The sequence below is a fragment of the Haemophilus sp. HMSC066A11 genome (assembly GCF_001811665.1).
In the GTDB taxonomy this organism is placed as follows: Bacteria; Pseudomonadota; Gammaproteobacteria; order Enterobacterales; family Pasteurellaceae; genus Haemophilus; species Haemophilus influenzae.
The window spans coordinates 330,769-346,136 of record NZ_KV805866.1; the positions used below are offsets into that span (position 1 = coordinate 330,769).

15 protein-coding genes and 1 tRNA gene are annotated in these 15,368 nt (G+C 38.1%); 13 read left to right on the forward strand and 3 right to left on the reverse strand.

The features are described from left to right. Positions 1-95: 95 nt before the first annotated feature. The 9 genes from glyS to HMPREF2813_RS09870 all read left to right on the forward strand — a co-directional run bounded on the left by glyS (position 96) and on the right by HMPREF2813_RS09870 (position 5,054). Positions 96-2,162 (forward strand): glycine--tRNA ligase subunit beta, encoded by a 2,067-nt coding sequence (glyS, locus tag HMPREF2813_RS04565; RefSeq protein WP_005686190.1) that lies wholly within the window; start codon positions 96-98, stop codon positions 2,160-2,162. 86 nt (positions 2,163-2,248) lie between these two features. After that, positions 2,249-2,325, forward strand: a tRNA-Ile gene (locus HMPREF2813_RS04570). A 198-nt stretch (positions 2,326-2,523) separates the two neighbouring features. Further along, a complete protein-coding gene (locus HMPREF2813_RS04575; protein ID WP_005659144.1) occupies positions 2,524-3,063 on the forward strand; it encodes an integrase in 540 nt (179 codons plus the stop codon). A gap of 29 nt (positions 3,064-3,092) precedes the next feature. Then, positions 3,093-3,401, forward strand: a complete 309-nt coding sequence (locus tag HMPREF2813_RS04580; protein WP_005659142.1) for a P2 family phage major capsid protein — start codon at positions 3,093-3,095, stop codon at positions 3,399-3,401. Continuing rightward, positions 3,401-3,625 (forward strand): hypothetical protein, encoded by a 225-nt coding sequence (locus HMPREF2813_RS04585; RefSeq protein ID WP_005659141.1) that lies wholly within the window; start codon positions 3,401-3,403, stop codon positions 3,623-3,625. The genes HMPREF2813_RS04580 and HMPREF2813_RS04585 overlap by 1 nt, the downstream gene beginning before the upstream one ends. A 297-nt stretch (positions 3,626-3,922) precedes the next feature. Next, positions 3,923-4,177 (forward strand): type II toxin-antitoxin system Phd/YefM family antitoxin, encoded by a 255-nt coding sequence (locus HMPREF2813_RS04595; protein WP_005651514.1) that lies wholly within the window; start codon positions 3,923-3,925, stop codon positions 4,175-4,177. Then, complete coding sequence (locus HMPREF2813_RS04600) at positions 4,167-4,457, forward strand: type II toxin-antitoxin system RelE family toxin (RefSeq protein WP_014551013.1); 291 nt, start codon at positions 4,167-4,169, stop codon at positions 4,455-4,457. The genes HMPREF2813_RS04595 and HMPREF2813_RS04600 overlap by 11 nt, the downstream gene beginning before the upstream one ends. Positions 4,458-4,492: 35 nt before the next feature. Then, positions 4,493-4,747, forward strand: a complete 255-nt coding sequence (locus HMPREF2813_RS09555) for a hypothetical protein (protein ID WP_014551014.1) — start codon at positions 4,493-4,495, stop codon at positions 4,745-4,747. A 169-nt stretch (positions 4,748-4,916) separates the two neighbouring features. Then, positions 4,917-5,054, forward strand: coding sequence for a hypothetical protein (locus HMPREF2813_RS09870; protein ID WP_005659136.1), 138 nt, complete (start codon positions 4,917-4,919; stop codon positions 5,052-5,054). 476 nt (positions 5,055-5,530) lie between these two features. Here the strand turns inward: HMPREF2813_RS09870 and holA are convergent, their stop codons facing one another. The 3 genes from holA to leuS form a co-directional block, all read right to left on the reverse strand. Continuing rightward, positions 5,531-6,565 (reverse strand): DNA polymerase III subunit delta, encoded by a 1,035-nt coding sequence (gene holA / locus HMPREF2813_RS04605; protein ID WP_005659128.1) that lies wholly within the window; start codon positions 6,563-6,565, stop codon positions 5,531-5,533. Beyond that, positions 6,565-7,068, reverse strand: a complete 504-nt coding sequence (lptE, locus tag HMPREF2813_RS04610) for an LPS-assembly lipoprotein LptE (RefSeq protein ID WP_005659127.1) — start codon at positions 7,066-7,068, stop codon at positions 6,565-6,567. Before lptE ends, holA begins: the two co-directional genes overlap by 1 nt. Positions 7,069-7,162: 94 nt before the next feature. Beyond that, complete coding sequence (leuS, locus tag HMPREF2813_RS04615; RefSeq protein ID WP_005659126.1) at positions 7,163-9,748, reverse strand: leucine--tRNA ligase; 2,586 nt, start codon at positions 9,746-9,748, stop codon at positions 7,163-7,165. A 248-nt stretch (positions 9,749-9,996) separates the two neighbouring features. Between leuS and uppS the strand changes: the two genes are divergently transcribed. From uppS to bamA, 4 genes are read left to right on the forward strand one after another with little or no spacing between them, the layout of a single operon-like run. Next, the gene (gene uppS / locus HMPREF2813_RS04620; protein WP_005655860.1) at positions 9,997-10,716 is read left to right on the forward strand and encodes a polyprenyl diphosphate synthase; all 720 of its coding nucleotides are present in this window, start codon (positions 9,997-9,999) and stop codon (positions 10,714-10,716) included. A 17-nt stretch (positions 10,717-10,733) separates the two neighbouring features. After that, positions 10,734-11,600 (forward strand): phosphatidate cytidylyltransferase, encoded by an 867-nt coding sequence (locus HMPREF2813_RS04625; RefSeq protein WP_005686182.1) that lies wholly within the window; start codon positions 10,734-10,736, stop codon positions 11,598-11,600. 9 nt (positions 11,601-11,609) lie between these two features. Then, entirely contained in the window at positions 11,610-12,941 is a 1,332-nt protein-coding gene (rseP, locus tag HMPREF2813_RS04630; RefSeq protein WP_014551015.1) for an RIP metalloprotease RseP, read from the forward strand. 19 nt (positions 12,942-12,960) lie between these two features. After that, positions 12,961-15,357, forward strand: coding sequence for an outer membrane protein assembly factor BamA (bamA, locus tag HMPREF2813_RS04635; RefSeq protein WP_014551016.1), 2,397 nt, complete (start codon positions 12,961-12,963; stop codon positions 15,355-15,357). Positions 15,358-15,368: the final 11 nt, after the last annotated feature.

Below are 15,368 nucleotides of genomic sequence, written 5' to 3' on the forward strand. Positions count from 1 at the left end.
CTCTTTAGCAAAGAGGGGTAGGGGAGATTTGGCAGAAGTAATAACGAAGAAAATAAGAATTTAAATCTACAGAATTTTTAAATAAGAGAAACAAAATGACAACCCAAAACTTCCTAGTAGAAATCGGCACGGAAGAGCTGCCACCAAAAGCTCTCAAAACATTAGCAACCTCTTTTGCGGATAACGTTGAGGCGGAATTAATCCAAGCGGGCTTATCATTCGACAAAATCGAATGGTTTGCGGCGCCGCGTCGTTTAGCGGTGAAAGTGTTGAACTTGGCGACACAACAACCGAGCAAAGAAATCGAAAAACGAGGGCCTGCAGTATCAGCAGCCTTTGATGCGGAAGGTAAACCAACTAAAGCGGCTGAAGGCTGGGCGCGTGGTTGTGGCATTACTGTTGAGCAAGCAGAACGCATTGCGACTGATAAAGGTGAATGGCTCGTTCATTGTGCGAAAATTGAAGGCCAACCGACCAAAAACTTATTAAACGACATTGTGGCAAATGCGTTAGCGAAATTGCCAATTCCAAAACCAATGCGTTGGGCTGACAAAACTGTGCAATTTATTCGCCCAGTTCATACTGTGACTATGTTGTTAGGTGATGAGTTAATTGAAGGCGAAATTTTAGGTGTAGCAAGTGCTCGCACCATTCGCGGTCACCGTTTCTTAGGCGAGAAAGAATTTGAAATTCAACATGCAGACCAATATCCGCAATTATTGCGTGAAAAAGGTTCTGTGGTAGCAGACTTCAATGAACGTAAAGCAGAAATTTTGGCAAAATCTCAAGCAAAAGCGACCGCACTTGGCGGCGTGGCTGATATTGAAGAAAGCTTGCTTGAAGAAGTGACTTCGTTGGTGGAATATCCAAATGTTTTAGCAGCAAAATTTGAAGAACGTTTCTTAGCCGTGCCTGCGGAAGCCTTGGTTTACACCATGAAAGGCGACCAAAAATATTTCCCGATTTATGATAAAGACGGCAAATTATTACCGCACTTTATTTTTGTCTCGAACATCAATCCAGAAGATCCAACCGCAATTATCGAAGGGAACGAAAAAGTGGTTCGCCCACGTTTAACCGATGCGGAATTCTTCTTCAAAACCGACTTAAAACAAAAACTGGTTGATCGTTTACCGCGTTTAGAAACCGTGTTGTTCCAACAACAATTGGGTACATTGAAAGACAAAACTGACCGTATTGAACAACTTGCAGGCGAAATTGCAAAACAAATAGGCGCAGACGAAGCGAAAGCAAAACGTGCTGGCTTACTGTCAAAATGTGATTTGATGACCAACATGGTATTCGAATTCACTGATACGCAAGGCGTAATGGGTATGCATTATGCTCGTCACGACGGTGAAGATGAAGAAGTGGCAGTGGCGTTAAACGAACAATATATGCCACGTTTTGCGGGTGATGAGTTACCAAAATCACTCGTTGCAAGTGCGGTTGCTTTAGCGGATAAATTTGACACTTTAACAGGTATCTTCGGTATCGGCCAAGCACCAAAAGGTAGCGCAGACCCGTTCGCATTACGCCGTGCAGCATTAGGTGCATTGCGTATTATCGTCGAGAAAAACTTACCACTGGATTTAGAAGATTTAGTGAAAAAATCAGCCGCACTTTTCAGCGATAAACTCACGAATAAAAACGTGGTTGCTGATGTGGTGGACTTCATGCTCGGTCGTTTCCGTGCATGGTATCAAGATGAAGGCATTGCGGTGGATGTAATTCAAGCGGTATTGGCACGTCGTCCAACTCGCCCAGCTGATTTTGATGCGCGTGTACGTGCGGTTTCACACTTCCGTACTTTAGATTCAGCGGAAGCGTTAGCAGCAGCAAACAAACGTGTAAGCAACATCTTAGCCAAAGCGGATGCTGCAATTGGCGAGATCAATTTAACCGCTTGCGTAGAGCCAGCAGAAAAAGCCCTTGCTGAAGCGGTACTTGTATTACGCACTGAAGTACAACCGCTTATCGCACAAGGCGATTACACTGCAGTGTTAGATAAATTAGCAAACTTACGCGCACCGGTAGACAGCTTCTTTGATAACGTGATGGTAAATGCTGAAGATCCAGCATTACGCCAAAACCGTTTGGCGATATTGAACACACTTCAAGGGTTATTCTTACAAGTAGCTGATATTTCAGTGCTTCAATAATGATAAAAGGGATGGTTGATTTTTCGTCAATCATCCCTTCTTTTATAGACTTCAAGTGATTATTTCTCTATAATTACCGCACTTTCCCCCCCTTAGCTCAGTCGGTTAGAGCAGGCGACTCATAATCGCTTGGTCACTGGTTCAAGTCCGGTAGGGGGGACCATTCGACTTGTCAAATAACGTCTTTTCTGTCAAAAAACATCATAAAAACAGCATTTTAGAATCAACCTTATTGTTGTTTTCGTCTTTTATTGTTTGTCATTGTTCGTTTTTATTGTTCCCTTAAATGTTCCCTCTTTATGAAGGAACAAAAACGAGGGAACAGAAGAACGGTAAATTTTTATTTATTAGGGTTTGAACAATGGCTAGAGACTTTTCAAAAAAATTCACTGATTCTTATATTCATGGAATTAAACCAACCGATAAAGAGCAACTATTTTCTGATAGGGATAAGGCTCGTATATGGTGCGGGCTATTGGCACAAGGTATAGATCCTGCTGAAGAAGAATGTATGCAGCAAGAGGAGAAAGAGAAGAAATCTGTGACCTTTAAAGAGCTTGCTATGCTATGGCGTGATAAACGATTAAAGAAGGGTGAGTTAAAAGAAAATAGTATTGAGAAAGTTTATAGAAGAGTAGAGCTTTATTTGTTTGATAGATTTAATTTTTCTAGATTGTTAGCTAAAAATATTAATTTGAGATCTTTTGATAATGCTCTACTTCCCATAGAGGGAACAGGTATATGCGATAAGTTATGCATTGCAATAAAACAAATATTTGATAATGCGATTGATGAAGGCGTGTTAGAAAATAATCCTTTTACAAGATTATCCAAAAGATTTAAAAAGCCAATTACTAAGAATTTTCCATCAATACCGCCTAAGGAATTAATGGCGTTCTAGACAAGAGATTATGCAGACGTGGGGAAATTATGTTGAGCAGTGCATTAGTCAATCTTGATGCGAAACAGCTCAACAGCCAAAACGGCGCGCCAATCACCGCACAAAACCTGATTGGCGGACTCCGTGCAATTTCCGCACCTTTCTTTCCGGCAGACTACATTTTAATTACAACGTTTTCTAACCTTGCGATTTACTTCAAGCAAAACACCGCTCGCTTGTTCTTCAAACAAGAACCGAGACAAAATAACGTGCAAATTTATTTCTCTGTGATGCTTGATTACTTGCTAGAAAATCACCGCCATGCGGTGCTAATTGAAGGCATTGATGAGGTGCAATAATGGAACAGATAACTCCTGAAGAATGTGCTAGTAAATTGCTTGAAGCCGTGCATTTATTTATCAATTACAGCGTGCAGGATTATATTTCACGTGGAATCATACAGGCGAATGAAAAGCCTCGATTTATGCGTGAATTATGGGGGCAGCTTGAACAAAGTGCGTTAGAAAACAACCGCACTTTCAACAATAAAGCCACCGCGTCCGCTTGTTTTACGTTTGAATAGGGGGAGCAATGCGACAAACTCACGTAAATAACAAAATGAGAAAAGAAGATATATTCAAGCAGCTGGATTCATTTTCAGACCGTGGGGGCGATATTATGAAGGCGGAATTTATAGCGCACCTTTGCAGCACTTACTGAACGCGAAGCCATAGACCTCACAACTGAATATATCAAACGATGCAAAAAACTCGAACGCAATCACCACTAATCAAGCCCCAAAAAGGGCTTTTTTGTATCTTTTAAAAGGTTTTTAGTGGTGTTATCATATCGTTAAATTAAACACTAAAAGGGGCATTATATGGCATTACATCAAATACTGGCAGAACAAGCGGCAAGCATTACAGACTTAAAACGAAACCCAATGGGCGTAATTCAAGAAAGCGAAAGCGGAATAGTCGCAATATTGAACCGAAACCAACCCGCATTTTATTGCATCACCCCCGAATTATTCTCTCATATGCAAGAATTAATCGAAGATTTAGAGCTCGGCAGAATGGCAAATGAACGGCTAGCCACCCTAGAACCAGTAGAGGTTGATCTAAATGACTTATAAACTCATTTTTGATAAACGCGCATTAAAAGAATGGAATAAATTGGGGGAAACCTTACGCCAACAATTTAAAAATAAATTAGCCGAAAGAATGATAAATCCACGCATTCAAGCCGACAAATTAAAGGGCGAAAATGATTTATATAAAATCAAATTAAGAAGCGCTGGTTATCGATTAGTTTATCAAGTAAGAGATCAGGAAATCACTATTATTGTTGTATCTGTTGGAAAAAGGGAACGATTAGAAGTCTATAAAACCGCAGAACAAAGAACATCCCACTAAACTGGGCTTTATTTTTACTTAGGATAAGAAAAATTATGGCAAAAAATAAACCAACATTACCCCCTAGAAAATGGTATAGCTTGCAACAGGTAGCGGATAAATTGACAAGAGAATTTGGCGAGCCAGTAACAGTAGATGATTTATTGCATTATTATCAAATTGATTTATTGCCTTTTTCAATTTATATAAACCACAATGTAGAAAGAACATGTATTAATGATCTTGTATTTAGTGCCCCCAAAAGTCGGAAAATTCCATGCCGATTAGCATACTTAAATTCGACATATTAAACAAATTAGAGGAATTAATTATAGGAAAAATTCTATATATAGAATTCCCGAAAAAAGAAACAGAAAGTTTAATTTTAGATAGCTATAAATTTAAAAAAAGCCTTCATCATGTGGGCAATTAAACGCCAATTTTGTCGGGCAGATTAGTAACATTAAAAGGGCGGTTTATGTGGATTGCCCCGAAGCGAACAACTGGGATAAAACCGAAAAAGAAACTTTGCAGGAAAAAGGCATTAAGCCGATGACGAATGAAGAACGATTAGCACAGTTAAAAGGGCAAGATAAAGTGCAAGGCAAGTTGTTTTAAGCCGTGCACTGACTTGGGGGCAAAAAAGCCCCGCGAGGCTTGGACTTGGTTGGCGCAGGGACTTAGGAAAAAAAACCATACAACGAAAGATTTATTATGAAATTTAGCCAAAAACTAAACGGGCATATTATACCGAAAAACAAACACTTATCACAAAACGAACAAAAATATTCGCTTTTTGTTTATTTCACGCTTGACAGATAAAACGAAATTAAACGAGAATTAAAGATTAATAAATTTTCTAACTTGCCAAATAATTCCCAAATAATTCCCAAATAATGACATCAAAAAAGACCATTTTTTATAGTGATGTTCCCTGTTTTGTTCCCTTTTTAGATACTAACACTCTTATTAATTTTAGGTATGACAAGGGATAAGTTCAAAAAATGGAAGTAGGTAGAGACCATTTTTCCAGCAAAAAATTTCTTTTTTATCAAAATCTTATTTCAATATTGTCTATTTTATTTGCCTTGTGACTACAAACAAATTTTTACAGATAAATCAGCGAGTTTAATCCACACTTCATCACTAAATTCTTGTTTAGCAAGGCGTTCAATATTGGCAAGCTCTTGGATAATTTCGTAGAGAGTCTGGTAAGTTAAACGTTGAATCGCACTTAAAAAGAGCGGTCGGCGATTTTGCCAGATTTTTAGACGGTCAAATTCAGTCTTAATTTGTTGAGTTGGAAGTTTTTCCGTTGTCACAATACGTTGCTGTGGTTTTGTGAGTTCAAGCAACGTAAATAATTCTCGCTGTAGTGTGCGTAATAAAATAACAGGTTGCACATCTTCAGCTTGTAAACCTTTTAAAATACGCTTAGCACGATTTGCTTTTCCCATTAGCAAAGCATCAATCCATTGAAATGGTGTAAAAATTGAAGATTGTTCTACTACGCTAATAACACGATTGTAGTTAAGTTTATGGTCAGGATAGAGCAAATCTAAAAGCTGCAGAGCTTGTTTGAGTGCGAGCAGGTTATTTTCGTAACTATAACAAAGTTGTTGAATTGCTTCATTGTCAGCGTCTAATCCCATTACTTTGGTACGATTTTTTACCCAACGTGGTAAGTTTTCTACCGTCGGTGTTTGACAATTTATCAGTATTGTATTTGGTTCATATTGATTAAGTATAATAAACCACGTTTGCTTTTCAATCGCTTTAGTCAATTTTGCTACCTGTAAAATAAGCAAGACATCTTTATGCAATACGGATATAAGTTCTTGCAGATTTTTCTGCAAAAGTGCGGTGAAATTTTCAGGTAAATTCAAGCTTAGTATTTGTTTACTAAAAAACAACCCTATAGATTGACAAGATTCTATAAGTTGCGCCCAATCAGTTTGGCTATCAACTTGAATAGTATTTTTTTCATCAAAACCTTGCTGGTTTGCCACTTGACAAATAGTATCCTCAGTTTCACTAAGTAATAAAGGATCTTGCCCTTGCAAGAGATAAACTCTAGCCAAGCCTTGCGCAAGATGATGATTTAGTTGCTCTGGAAAAATGCGGTTCATTATTTCCTTTTTATTTGATTTTGTAACGCAATTATTTTTACGATTAATTGACGTGCTACTTGCTCGCGCATATCATTCCAAATTACCTCTCGTTCTTCTGATTTGGCTAATGCTGCACGTGCATTATCAAAGAAAGTACGGTTTACTTTCGCATTGATTGGATAGCTTTCGCCATTAGCAAGGCGGAAAGTGGCTTCTACTTCCAACATTAAAAGTTTTTCTGCCTCACGTCCGTGCTTAAAAATAGACGCGACTTGATCTGAAGTAATCTGTTTATTAATACGTAAAATGGGAATATTTTGTTCTAAATTGACGACATTAACCTGATTTTCCTGCAATTTGCGACGCATAATAACAGTAAAATCATTATAAGAGTCATCACTTTCAAGGGCTAATGTTCGCCATTCACTTGGCATAGTAACCGACTGTTGAAAATGCCAACCGCAAGCAGAAAGAATTGCTAATGTTGCGATAAGCAGTAAAGTCTTGATTGAGTTGATCATAAAAATTACCTTTATTGTAGGACGTGTAAAATGTAAATATTTCACATACCTATAAAAAATGGTGCGTGAATTTTAAATCCACACACCCTATGTATTATGGTTTCACTACCACGTTTAATAATTTACCTACGACATAAATCACTTTGACAATGTGTTGATTATCAATAAATTTCTTCACATTTTCATCCGCAAAAGCAATCGTTTTGACTGTGTCTTCATCTGCATCTGCCGCAACAGTAACTTTGCCACGAACCTTGCCATTTACTTGCACAACAATCAGTTTTTCATCTTCTACCATTGCGGCTTCATCGGCTTTTACCCATTCTGCAGTATCAATAGCACTTTCATTGCCAAGAGCTTGCCATAATTCAAAACAGATATGTGGCGTAATTGGATAAAGCATACGAACAACTGCACTTAATGCCTCCGCCATAACTGCACGATCTTGCTCGCTATCAAGCGATGCCTTAGTCAGTTTATTCATCAATTCCATCACTGCAGCAATCGCAGTATTAAATGTTTGACGACGACCAATATCATCGCTCACTTTCGCAATGGTTTTATGAACTTCACGGCGAAGCACTTTTTGTTCTGCGGAAAGTGCGGTCAAATCTAGGCTAGTTTTTGCTGGATTTTGTTGATATTGATATACCAAATTCCAAACACGCCCTAAGAAACGTTTCGCACCTTCTACGCCAGATTCTTGCCATTCCAAGGTCATTTCTGCTGGAGAGGCAAACATCATAAAGAGGCGAACAGTATCGGCACCATATTTTTCTACCATTTCTTGTGGGTCAATACCGTTATTTTTGGATTTCGACATTTTTGTCATGCCACTGTGGACTAATTCACGCCCTTCAGGATCAGTCGCTTTAATAATTCTACCTTTTTCATCACGTTCAAGAGTTACCTGTGTTGGACTCACCCAAATACGCTCATTGGTTGGACTTGTGTAGTAGAAGGCGTCTGCAAGCACCATACCTTGACATAATAATTTATCGGCTGGTTCGTCACTGGTTACAAATCCTGCATCACGCAATAATTTGTGGAAGAAGCGGAAGTAGAGCAAGTGCATTGTTGCGTGTTCGATACCGCCGATATATTGATCCACTGGTAACCAATAGTTTGCTTCTTCCGCATCAAGCATGCCATTTTGATATTGTGGACAAGTGTAGCGCGCGTAATACCAAGAGGATTCCATAAAGGTATCAAAGGTATCCGTTTCTTTTAACGCTGGTGCGCCGTTAAGGGTTGTTTTGGCCCAGTTAAGATCTGCTTTAATTGGACTTTTTACGCCATCCATTACCACATCTTCAGGCAGAATAATAGGTAAATCTTCCATTGGTGCAGGTACTACATCGCCATTTTCAAGGGTTAGCATTGGAATTGGTGCACCCCAATAACGTTGGCGAGAAACGCCCCAGTCACGTAAACGGTAATTAACTTGACGTTTTCCAACACCTAATTTTTCTAATTTATCCGCGATACCGTTGAATGCACCATCAAAGTCTTTACCATCAAATTCAGCTGAATTAACGAGTTTGCCGTGTTCAGTAAAGGCTTGTTTAGTTAAATCAATTTCCTCATCAGCAATGGGTTCAATAACTTGCTTGATTTGTAAACCGTATTTTTGAGCAAATTCAAAGTCACGTTGGTCGTGAGCTGGAACCGCCATTACTGCGCCAGTGCCATAGTGCATTAATACGAAATTCGCAACCCAAATTGGTAATTTTTCACCCGTCAATGGATGAATAGCAAATAATCCCGTTGCCATTCCTTTTTTCTCCATTGTCGCAAGATCAGCTTCTGCCACTTTTGCGTTTTTCGCTTCTTGGATAAAGGCGGCTAATTCGGAATTGTTTTGAGCTGCTAAACTTGCTAATGGATGTGCTGCCGCAATGCCTAAATAACTTACGCCATAAAAGGTATCTGGACGCGTGGTGTAAACTGCTACTTTTTCGTTGGTATTTGCAACATCAAAGGTAATTTCTACCCCTTCAGAACGACCAATCCAGTTACGTTGCATGGTTTTTACCATGTCAGGCCATTGTGGAAGGGTATCTAAACCACCTAATAATTGCTCTGCATAGTCAGTAATTTTGATAAACCATTGTGGGATTTCTTTTTGTTCCACAGGTGTATCACAACGCCAGCAACAACCTTCGTGTACTTGCTCGTTTGCGAGCACTGTTTCATCATTCGGGCACCAGTTTACGGTTGAGGTTTTTTTGTACACCAAGCCTTTTTTGTAAAGCTCAGTGAAGAACCATTGCTCCCATTTGTAGTAGTCGGGTTTACAGGTTGCGATTTCACGATCCCAGTCGAAACCAAAGCCTAAAAGTTGAAGTTGTTTTTTCATGTAGGCAATGTTTTCGTATGTCCATTTAGCAGGCGCAGTTTTATTTTTGATCGCCGCACCTTCTGCTGGTAAGCCGAAAGCATCCCAACCAAATGGTTGCAATACGTTTTTGCCTAGCATGCGTTGATAACGAGAAATGACATCACCAATAGTGTAGTTGCGCACATGCCCCATATGCAGGCGGCCAGAAGGATATGGGAACATAGAAAGACAGTAATATTTTTCTTTAGATTCGTCTTTGATTGCTTTGAAAACTTTATTTTCTGCCCAATATTGTTGAACCTTTGGTTCGATCATATCGGGGCGATATTGTTCTTGCATAAAATCACCTTAAATTTTAACCGCACTTTTGCAGCATTTTGACAATAGAAAATGTGCCATAGAATACCGTAAAATGGCAAAAATTAATAGGGAGAGAAATAAAAAGTGCGGTGGTTTTTTAGTTGTTTTTTACAATAAATTTTCAATTTTTACAGAACAGATTAGAACAAAGGAATTCATAGCAAGCCAATATAACTTATGATATAGTTTACCACCAAATTTATAGAGGTCTCTCAATAATAAAAATAATGATAGAGTTGGATCAAACAAATATACCAAAACACGTTGCCATTATTATGGATGGTAATGGTCGTTGGGCAAAACAGAAAAATAAAATGCGAATTTTCGGACACACCAATGGCGTTACTGCGGTACGCAAAGCAGTGGCTTATGCACGACAAATCGGTGTGGAAGTACTCACACTTTATGCCTTTAGTAGCGAAAATTGGAGTCGCCCAGAACAAGAAATCAGTGCGTTAATGTCGCTTTTTATGCAAGCCTTGGATCGCGAAGTGAAAAAATTACATAAAAATAATATTTGTCTGAAAATTATTGGCGATGTATCTCGTTTTAGTGAAACTTTACAAGAAAAAATCAAAAAAGCGGAAAATTTAACAGAAAAAAATACCGCGCTTACACTCAATATTGCGGCAAATTACGGCGGTTGTTGGGATATTATTCAAGCCGCTAAACAAATTGCAGAAAAAGTTAAAAAAGAAGAAATGTCAGTTTCAGATATTAATAACTCGACTTTTCAACATCATCTTGCAACCCAAAATGCACCACCTGTGGATTTATTAATTCGCACCAGTGGAGAACAGCGCATAAGCAACTTTTTATTATGGCAAATTGCCTATGCGGAATTATATTTTTCCGATGTGCTTTGGCCTGATTTTAATCAATTAGAATTTAATCGCGCGATTGCAAGTTATCAACAACGTCATCGCCGTTTTGGCGGGACTGAATAGTTAAACGGATTAAAATTATGCTTAAACAACGAGTTTTATCTGCTATTGTGTTAATTGCTGCAGTTTTATGTGCACTATTTTTATTCACACCTTTTTATTTTGCCCTCGCTTTAGGGGCGGTAGCGATTTTAGGCATTTGGGAATGGACTCAATTTGCTCGCCTAAAACAACCTTTGATACGTTTTTTTGTGACTACCTTTTTAGGCGTATTTATCTTCTTATGGCTCTATACTGAGGGCAACTATTTAGATGCAGGGCGTGTGTTTGAACAACATCTTCAGCTTTTATTGATAAATGCTGTTAGCTGGTGGGGTTTAGCTTTGTTACTTGTGATCAGTTACCCTAAATCAGCTAAATTTTGGTCTAAAAATCCACTTTTACAACTTTTATTTGCCTTTTCTACGTTGATTCCATTTATCGCAGGTGTATTACGTTTACGTTTAGAACACTATACCCATGATCCTTATCACGGCTTATTTTTATTACTTTACGTATTTGTACTTGTTTGGGCGGCTGATTCTGGTGCTTATTTTAGCGGACGCGCCTTTGGCAAACGTAAACTTGCCCCTAAAGTATCGCCAGGTAAAAGTTGGGAAGGGGTTATTGGTGGATTAATTACAGCATTAGTGCTTGCTTTTATCTTTATTCATTTCTCTAACAATACTTTAGTAGGCAATCGAAATATTACTGGATTTATCATTCTTTCTGTAGCGACAGTTGCAATTTCAGTATTGGGCGATTTAACTGAAAGTATGTTTAAACGTGAGTCAAGAGTTAAAGACAGTAGCCAATTGATTCCTGGTCATGGCGGTGTATTAGATCGCATTGATAGCTTGACTGCCGCGGTACCTTTTTTCAGCTACTTCTATTTCTTTGTGTTATAAGGATTTTGAATGTCATTTTTGTGGTCACTAGGTTCTTTTATCATTGCTATTGCTGTATTAGTATCCGTTCACGAATATGGTCACTTTTGGGCAGCGAGAAAGTGCGGTATAAAAATCCATCGTTTTTCCATTGGTTTTGGAAAAGTAATTTGGAAACGCATTGACAAATATGGTACAGAATTTGCGGTTTCAATGATTCCTTTAGGCGGCTATGTAAAAATGCTTGATGGACGTAATGAAGTAGTTCCTGCTGAGCAAAAATCACAAGCATTTGACAGTAAAAGCGTATTACAACGGTCATTTGTAATTATTGCAGGCCCTTTAGCTAATTTTATTTTTGCAATTTTTGCTTATTGGGTCATTTACCTTTATGGAATGCCAACGGTTAAACCAGTGATTGAATCAATAACACCAAACTCAATCGCAGCACAAGCCCACATTGAACCCAATACGCAAATTCTTACAATTGATGGCGAAGAAACTCAAGATTGGGAAACCATCAATATGCTACTTGCAACAAAAATGGGGGAGCTTAATGTTAAGATTACCCTTTCTCCTTTCAATTCTAATATTGAACAACAACGGACTTTAAATCTTACAAATTGGACATTCGATCCCGAAAAAGAAAGTGCTTTTGAGGCATTAGGGATTATGCCTATGCGTCCTAAAATTGAAATGGTGCTTTCTAAAGTTGTTCAAAATTCTCCCGCTGAGAAAGCGGGTTTACAAATAGGAGACAAAATTTTAACAGAAAATTTAACCGCACTTCCTTGGCAAGATTTTATAAAACAGGTCGAACAAGGCGAAACTTTTACTATAAAAATTGAACGTAATGGAGAAACATTTGACAAAGTCCTAACTCCAGTGCGTAATCAAAATGGCAAATGGTTTGTTGGGGTTAGCCCAACCTTGACAAAATTAGCGGATGAATACCGTACTGAATTAAAATATGGTATTCTTGAATCTTTACAAAAAGGCATTGAAAAAACAGGACAACTTTCCCTTTTAACCTTGAAAATATTAGGGAAATTACTTACTGGCGATTTGTCATTAAATAATTTAAGTGGGCCAATTTCTATTGCAAAAGGTGCTGGCGCATCAGCAAATATTGGATTGGTGTATTTTTTAATTTTTATGGCATTGATTAGTGTAAATTTAGGGATTATGAATTTATTTCCATTACCAGTATTAGATGGCGGTCATTTAGTTTTTTTAACAATGGAAGCTGTTAAAGGAAAACCTGTTTCTGAGCGGGTGCAAAGCATCTGTTATCGAATTGGCGCAGCACTGTTATTAAGCTTAACGGTGTTTGCATTATTTAATGATTTTTTACGTCTATAATTTATATAGGATACAATCGATGAAAAAACTTCTAATCGCAAGTTTATTATTCGGTACGACAACGACTGTGTTTGCCGCACCTTTTGTGGCAAAAGATATTCGTGTGGATGGTGTTCAAGGTGACTTAGAACAACAAATCCGAGCAAGTTTACCTGTTCGTGCTGGTCAGCGTGTGACTGACAATGATGTGGCTAATATTGTCCGCTCTTTATTCGTAAGTGGTCGATTCGATGATGTGAAAGCGCATCAAGAAGGCGATGTTCTTGTTGTTAGCGTTGTGGCTAAATCGATCATTTCAGATGTTAAAATCAAAGGTAACTCTGTTATTCCCACTGAAGCACTTAAACAAAACTTAGACGCTAACGGATTTAAAGTTGGCGATGTTTTAATTCGAGAAAAATTAAATGAATTTGCCAAAAGTGTAAAAGAGCACTATGCAAGTGTAGGTCGCTATAACGCAACAGTTGAACCTATTGTCAATACGCTACCAAATAATCGTGCTGAAATTTTAATTCAAATCAATGAAGATGATAAAGCAAAATTGGCATCATTAACTTTCAAGGGGAACGAATCTGTTAGTAGCAGTACATTACAAGAACAAATGGAATTACAACCTGATTCTTGGTGGAAATTATGGGGAAATAAATTTGAAGGTGCGCAATTCGAGAAAGATTTGCAGGCAATTCGTGATTATTATTTAAATAATGGCTATGCCAAAGCACAAATCACTAAAACGGATGTTCAGCTAAATGATGAAAAAACAAAAGTTAATGTAACCATTGATGTAAATGAAGGTTTACAGTATGACCTTCGTAGTGCACGCATTATAGGTAATCTAGGAGGTATGTCTGCCGAGCTTGAACCTTTACTTTCAGCATTACATTTAAATGATACTTTCCGCCGTAGTGATATTGCAGATGTAGAAAATGCAATTAAAGCAAAACTTGGAGAACGCGGTTACGGTAGCACAACGGTAAATTCAGTACCTGATTTTGATGATGCAAATAAAACATTAGCGATAACCTTTGTTGTTGATGCTGGACGACGTTTAACTGTTCGCCAACTTCGCTTTGAAGGAAATACCGTTTCTGCTGATAGCACTTTACGTCAGGAAATGCGCCAACAAGAAGGAACTTGGTATAATTCACAATTAGTTGAGTTAGGAAAAATTCGCTTAGATCGTACAGGTTTCTTCGAAACAGTCGAAAACCGAATTGATCCTATCAATGGTAGTAATGATGAAGTGGATGTCGTATATAAAGTCAAAGAACGTAACACGGGTAGTATCAACTTTGGTATTGGTTACGGTACAGAGAGTGGTATTAGTTATCAAGCAAGTGTTAAACAAGATAATTTCTTGGGAACAGGGGCTGCTGTAAGTATAGCTGGTACGAAAAATGATTATGGTACGAGTGTCAATTTGGGTTATACCGAGCCCTATTTTACTAAAGATGGTGTAAGTCTTGGTGGAAATGTTTTCTTTGAAAACTACGATAACTCTAAAAGTGATACATCCTCTAACTATAAGCGTACGACTTATGGAAGTAATGTTACTTTAGGTTTCCCTGTAAATGAAAATAACTCCTATTATGTAGGATTAGGTCATACCTATAATAAAATTAGTAACTTTGCTCTAGAATATAACCGTAATTTATATATTCAATCAATGAAATTTAAAGGTAATGGCATTAAAACAAATGACTTTGATTTTTCTTTTGGTTGGAACTATAACAGCCTTAATAGAGGCTATTTCCCAACTAAAGGGGTTAAAGCAAGTCTTGGTGGACGAGTTACTATTCCAGGTTCTGATAACAAATACTACAAACTAAGTGCAGACGTACAGGGTTTCTACCCATTAGACAGAGATCACCTCTGGGTTGTATCTGCAAAAGCATCTGCAGGATATGCAAATGGTTTTGGAAACAAGCGTTTACCGTTCTATCAAACTTATACAGCGGGTGGCATTGGTTCATTACGCGGTTTTGCTTATGGTAGTATTGGGCCTAATGCAATTTATGCCGCTCAAAATGGTAGCGGTAATGGTAATGGTGATTTTAATAAGATAAGTTCTGATGTGATTGGTGGTAATGCAATCACAACTGCGAGTGCAGAACTTATTGTACCAACACCGTTTGTGAGCGATAAGGGGCAGAACACAGTCCGAACTTCCTTATTTGTTGATGCGGCAAGTGTTTGGAATACTAAATGGAAATCGGATAAGAGTGGGTTAGATAACAATGTATTGAAAAGCTTACCCGATTATGGCAAATCAAGCCGTATTCGTGCCTCTACAGGTGTCGGATTCCAATGGCAATCCCCTATTGGGCCATTGGTATTCTCTTATGCCAAACCAATTAAAAAATATGAAAATGATGATGTCGAACAGTTCCAATTTAGTATTGGAGGTTCTTTCTAATAAATTGAACT

Excerpts from the sequence above, each read along its gene's own strand:
- leuS (WP_005659126.1), bottom strand. The coding sequence starts at position 9,748 with ATGCAAGAACAATATCGCCCCGATATGATCGAACCAAAGGTTCAACAA.
- HMPREF2813_RS04625 (WP_005686182.1), top strand. The coding sequence starts at position 10,734 with ATGCTTAAACAACGAGTTTTATCTGCTATTGTGTTAATTGCTGCAGTT.
- HMPREF2813_RS04575 (WP_005659144.1), top strand. The coding sequence starts at position 2,524 with ATGGCTAGAGACTTTTCAAAAAAATTCACTGATTCTTATATTCATGGA.
- uppS (WP_005655860.1), top strand. The coding sequence starts at position 9,997 with ATGATAGAGTTGGATCAAACAAATATACCAAAACACGTTGCCATTATT.
- HMPREF2813_RS04595 (WP_005651514.1), top strand. The coding sequence starts at position 3,923 with ATGGCATTACATCAAATACTGGCAGAACAAGCGGCAAGCATTACAGAC.
- bamA (WP_014551016.1), top strand. The coding sequence starts at position 12,961 with ATGAAAAAACTTCTAATCGCAAGTTTATTATTCGGTACGACAACGACT.
- HMPREF2813_RS04600 (WP_014551013.1), top strand. The coding sequence starts at position 4,167 with ATGACTTATAAACTCATTTTTGATAAACGCGCATTAAAAGAATGGAAT.
- HMPREF2813_RS09555 (WP_014551014.1), top strand. The coding sequence starts at position 4,493 with ATGGCAAAAAATAAACCAACATTACCCCCTAGAAAATGGTATAGCTTG.
- HMPREF2813_RS04585 (WP_005659141.1), top strand. The coding sequence starts at position 3,401 with ATGGAACAGATAACTCCTGAAGAATGTGCTAGTAAATTGCTTGAAGCC.
- rseP (WP_014551015.1), top strand. The coding sequence starts at position 11,610 with ATGTCATTTTTGTGGTCACTAGGTTCTTTTATCATTGCTATTGCTGTA.
- lptE (WP_005659127.1), bottom strand. The coding sequence starts at position 7,068 with ATGATCAACTCAATCAAGACTTTACTGCTTATCGCAACATTAGCAATT.
- holA (WP_005659128.1), bottom strand. The coding sequence starts at position 6,565 with ATGAACCGCATTTTTCCAGAGCAACTAAATCATCATCTTGCGCAAGGC.
- HMPREF2813_RS04580 (WP_005659142.1), top strand. The coding sequence starts at position 3,093 with ATGTTGAGCAGTGCATTAGTCAATCTTGATGCGAAACAGCTCAACAGC.
- glyS (WP_005686190.1), top strand. The coding sequence starts at position 96 with ATGACAACCCAAAACTTCCTAGTAGAAATCGGCACGGAAGAGCTGCCA.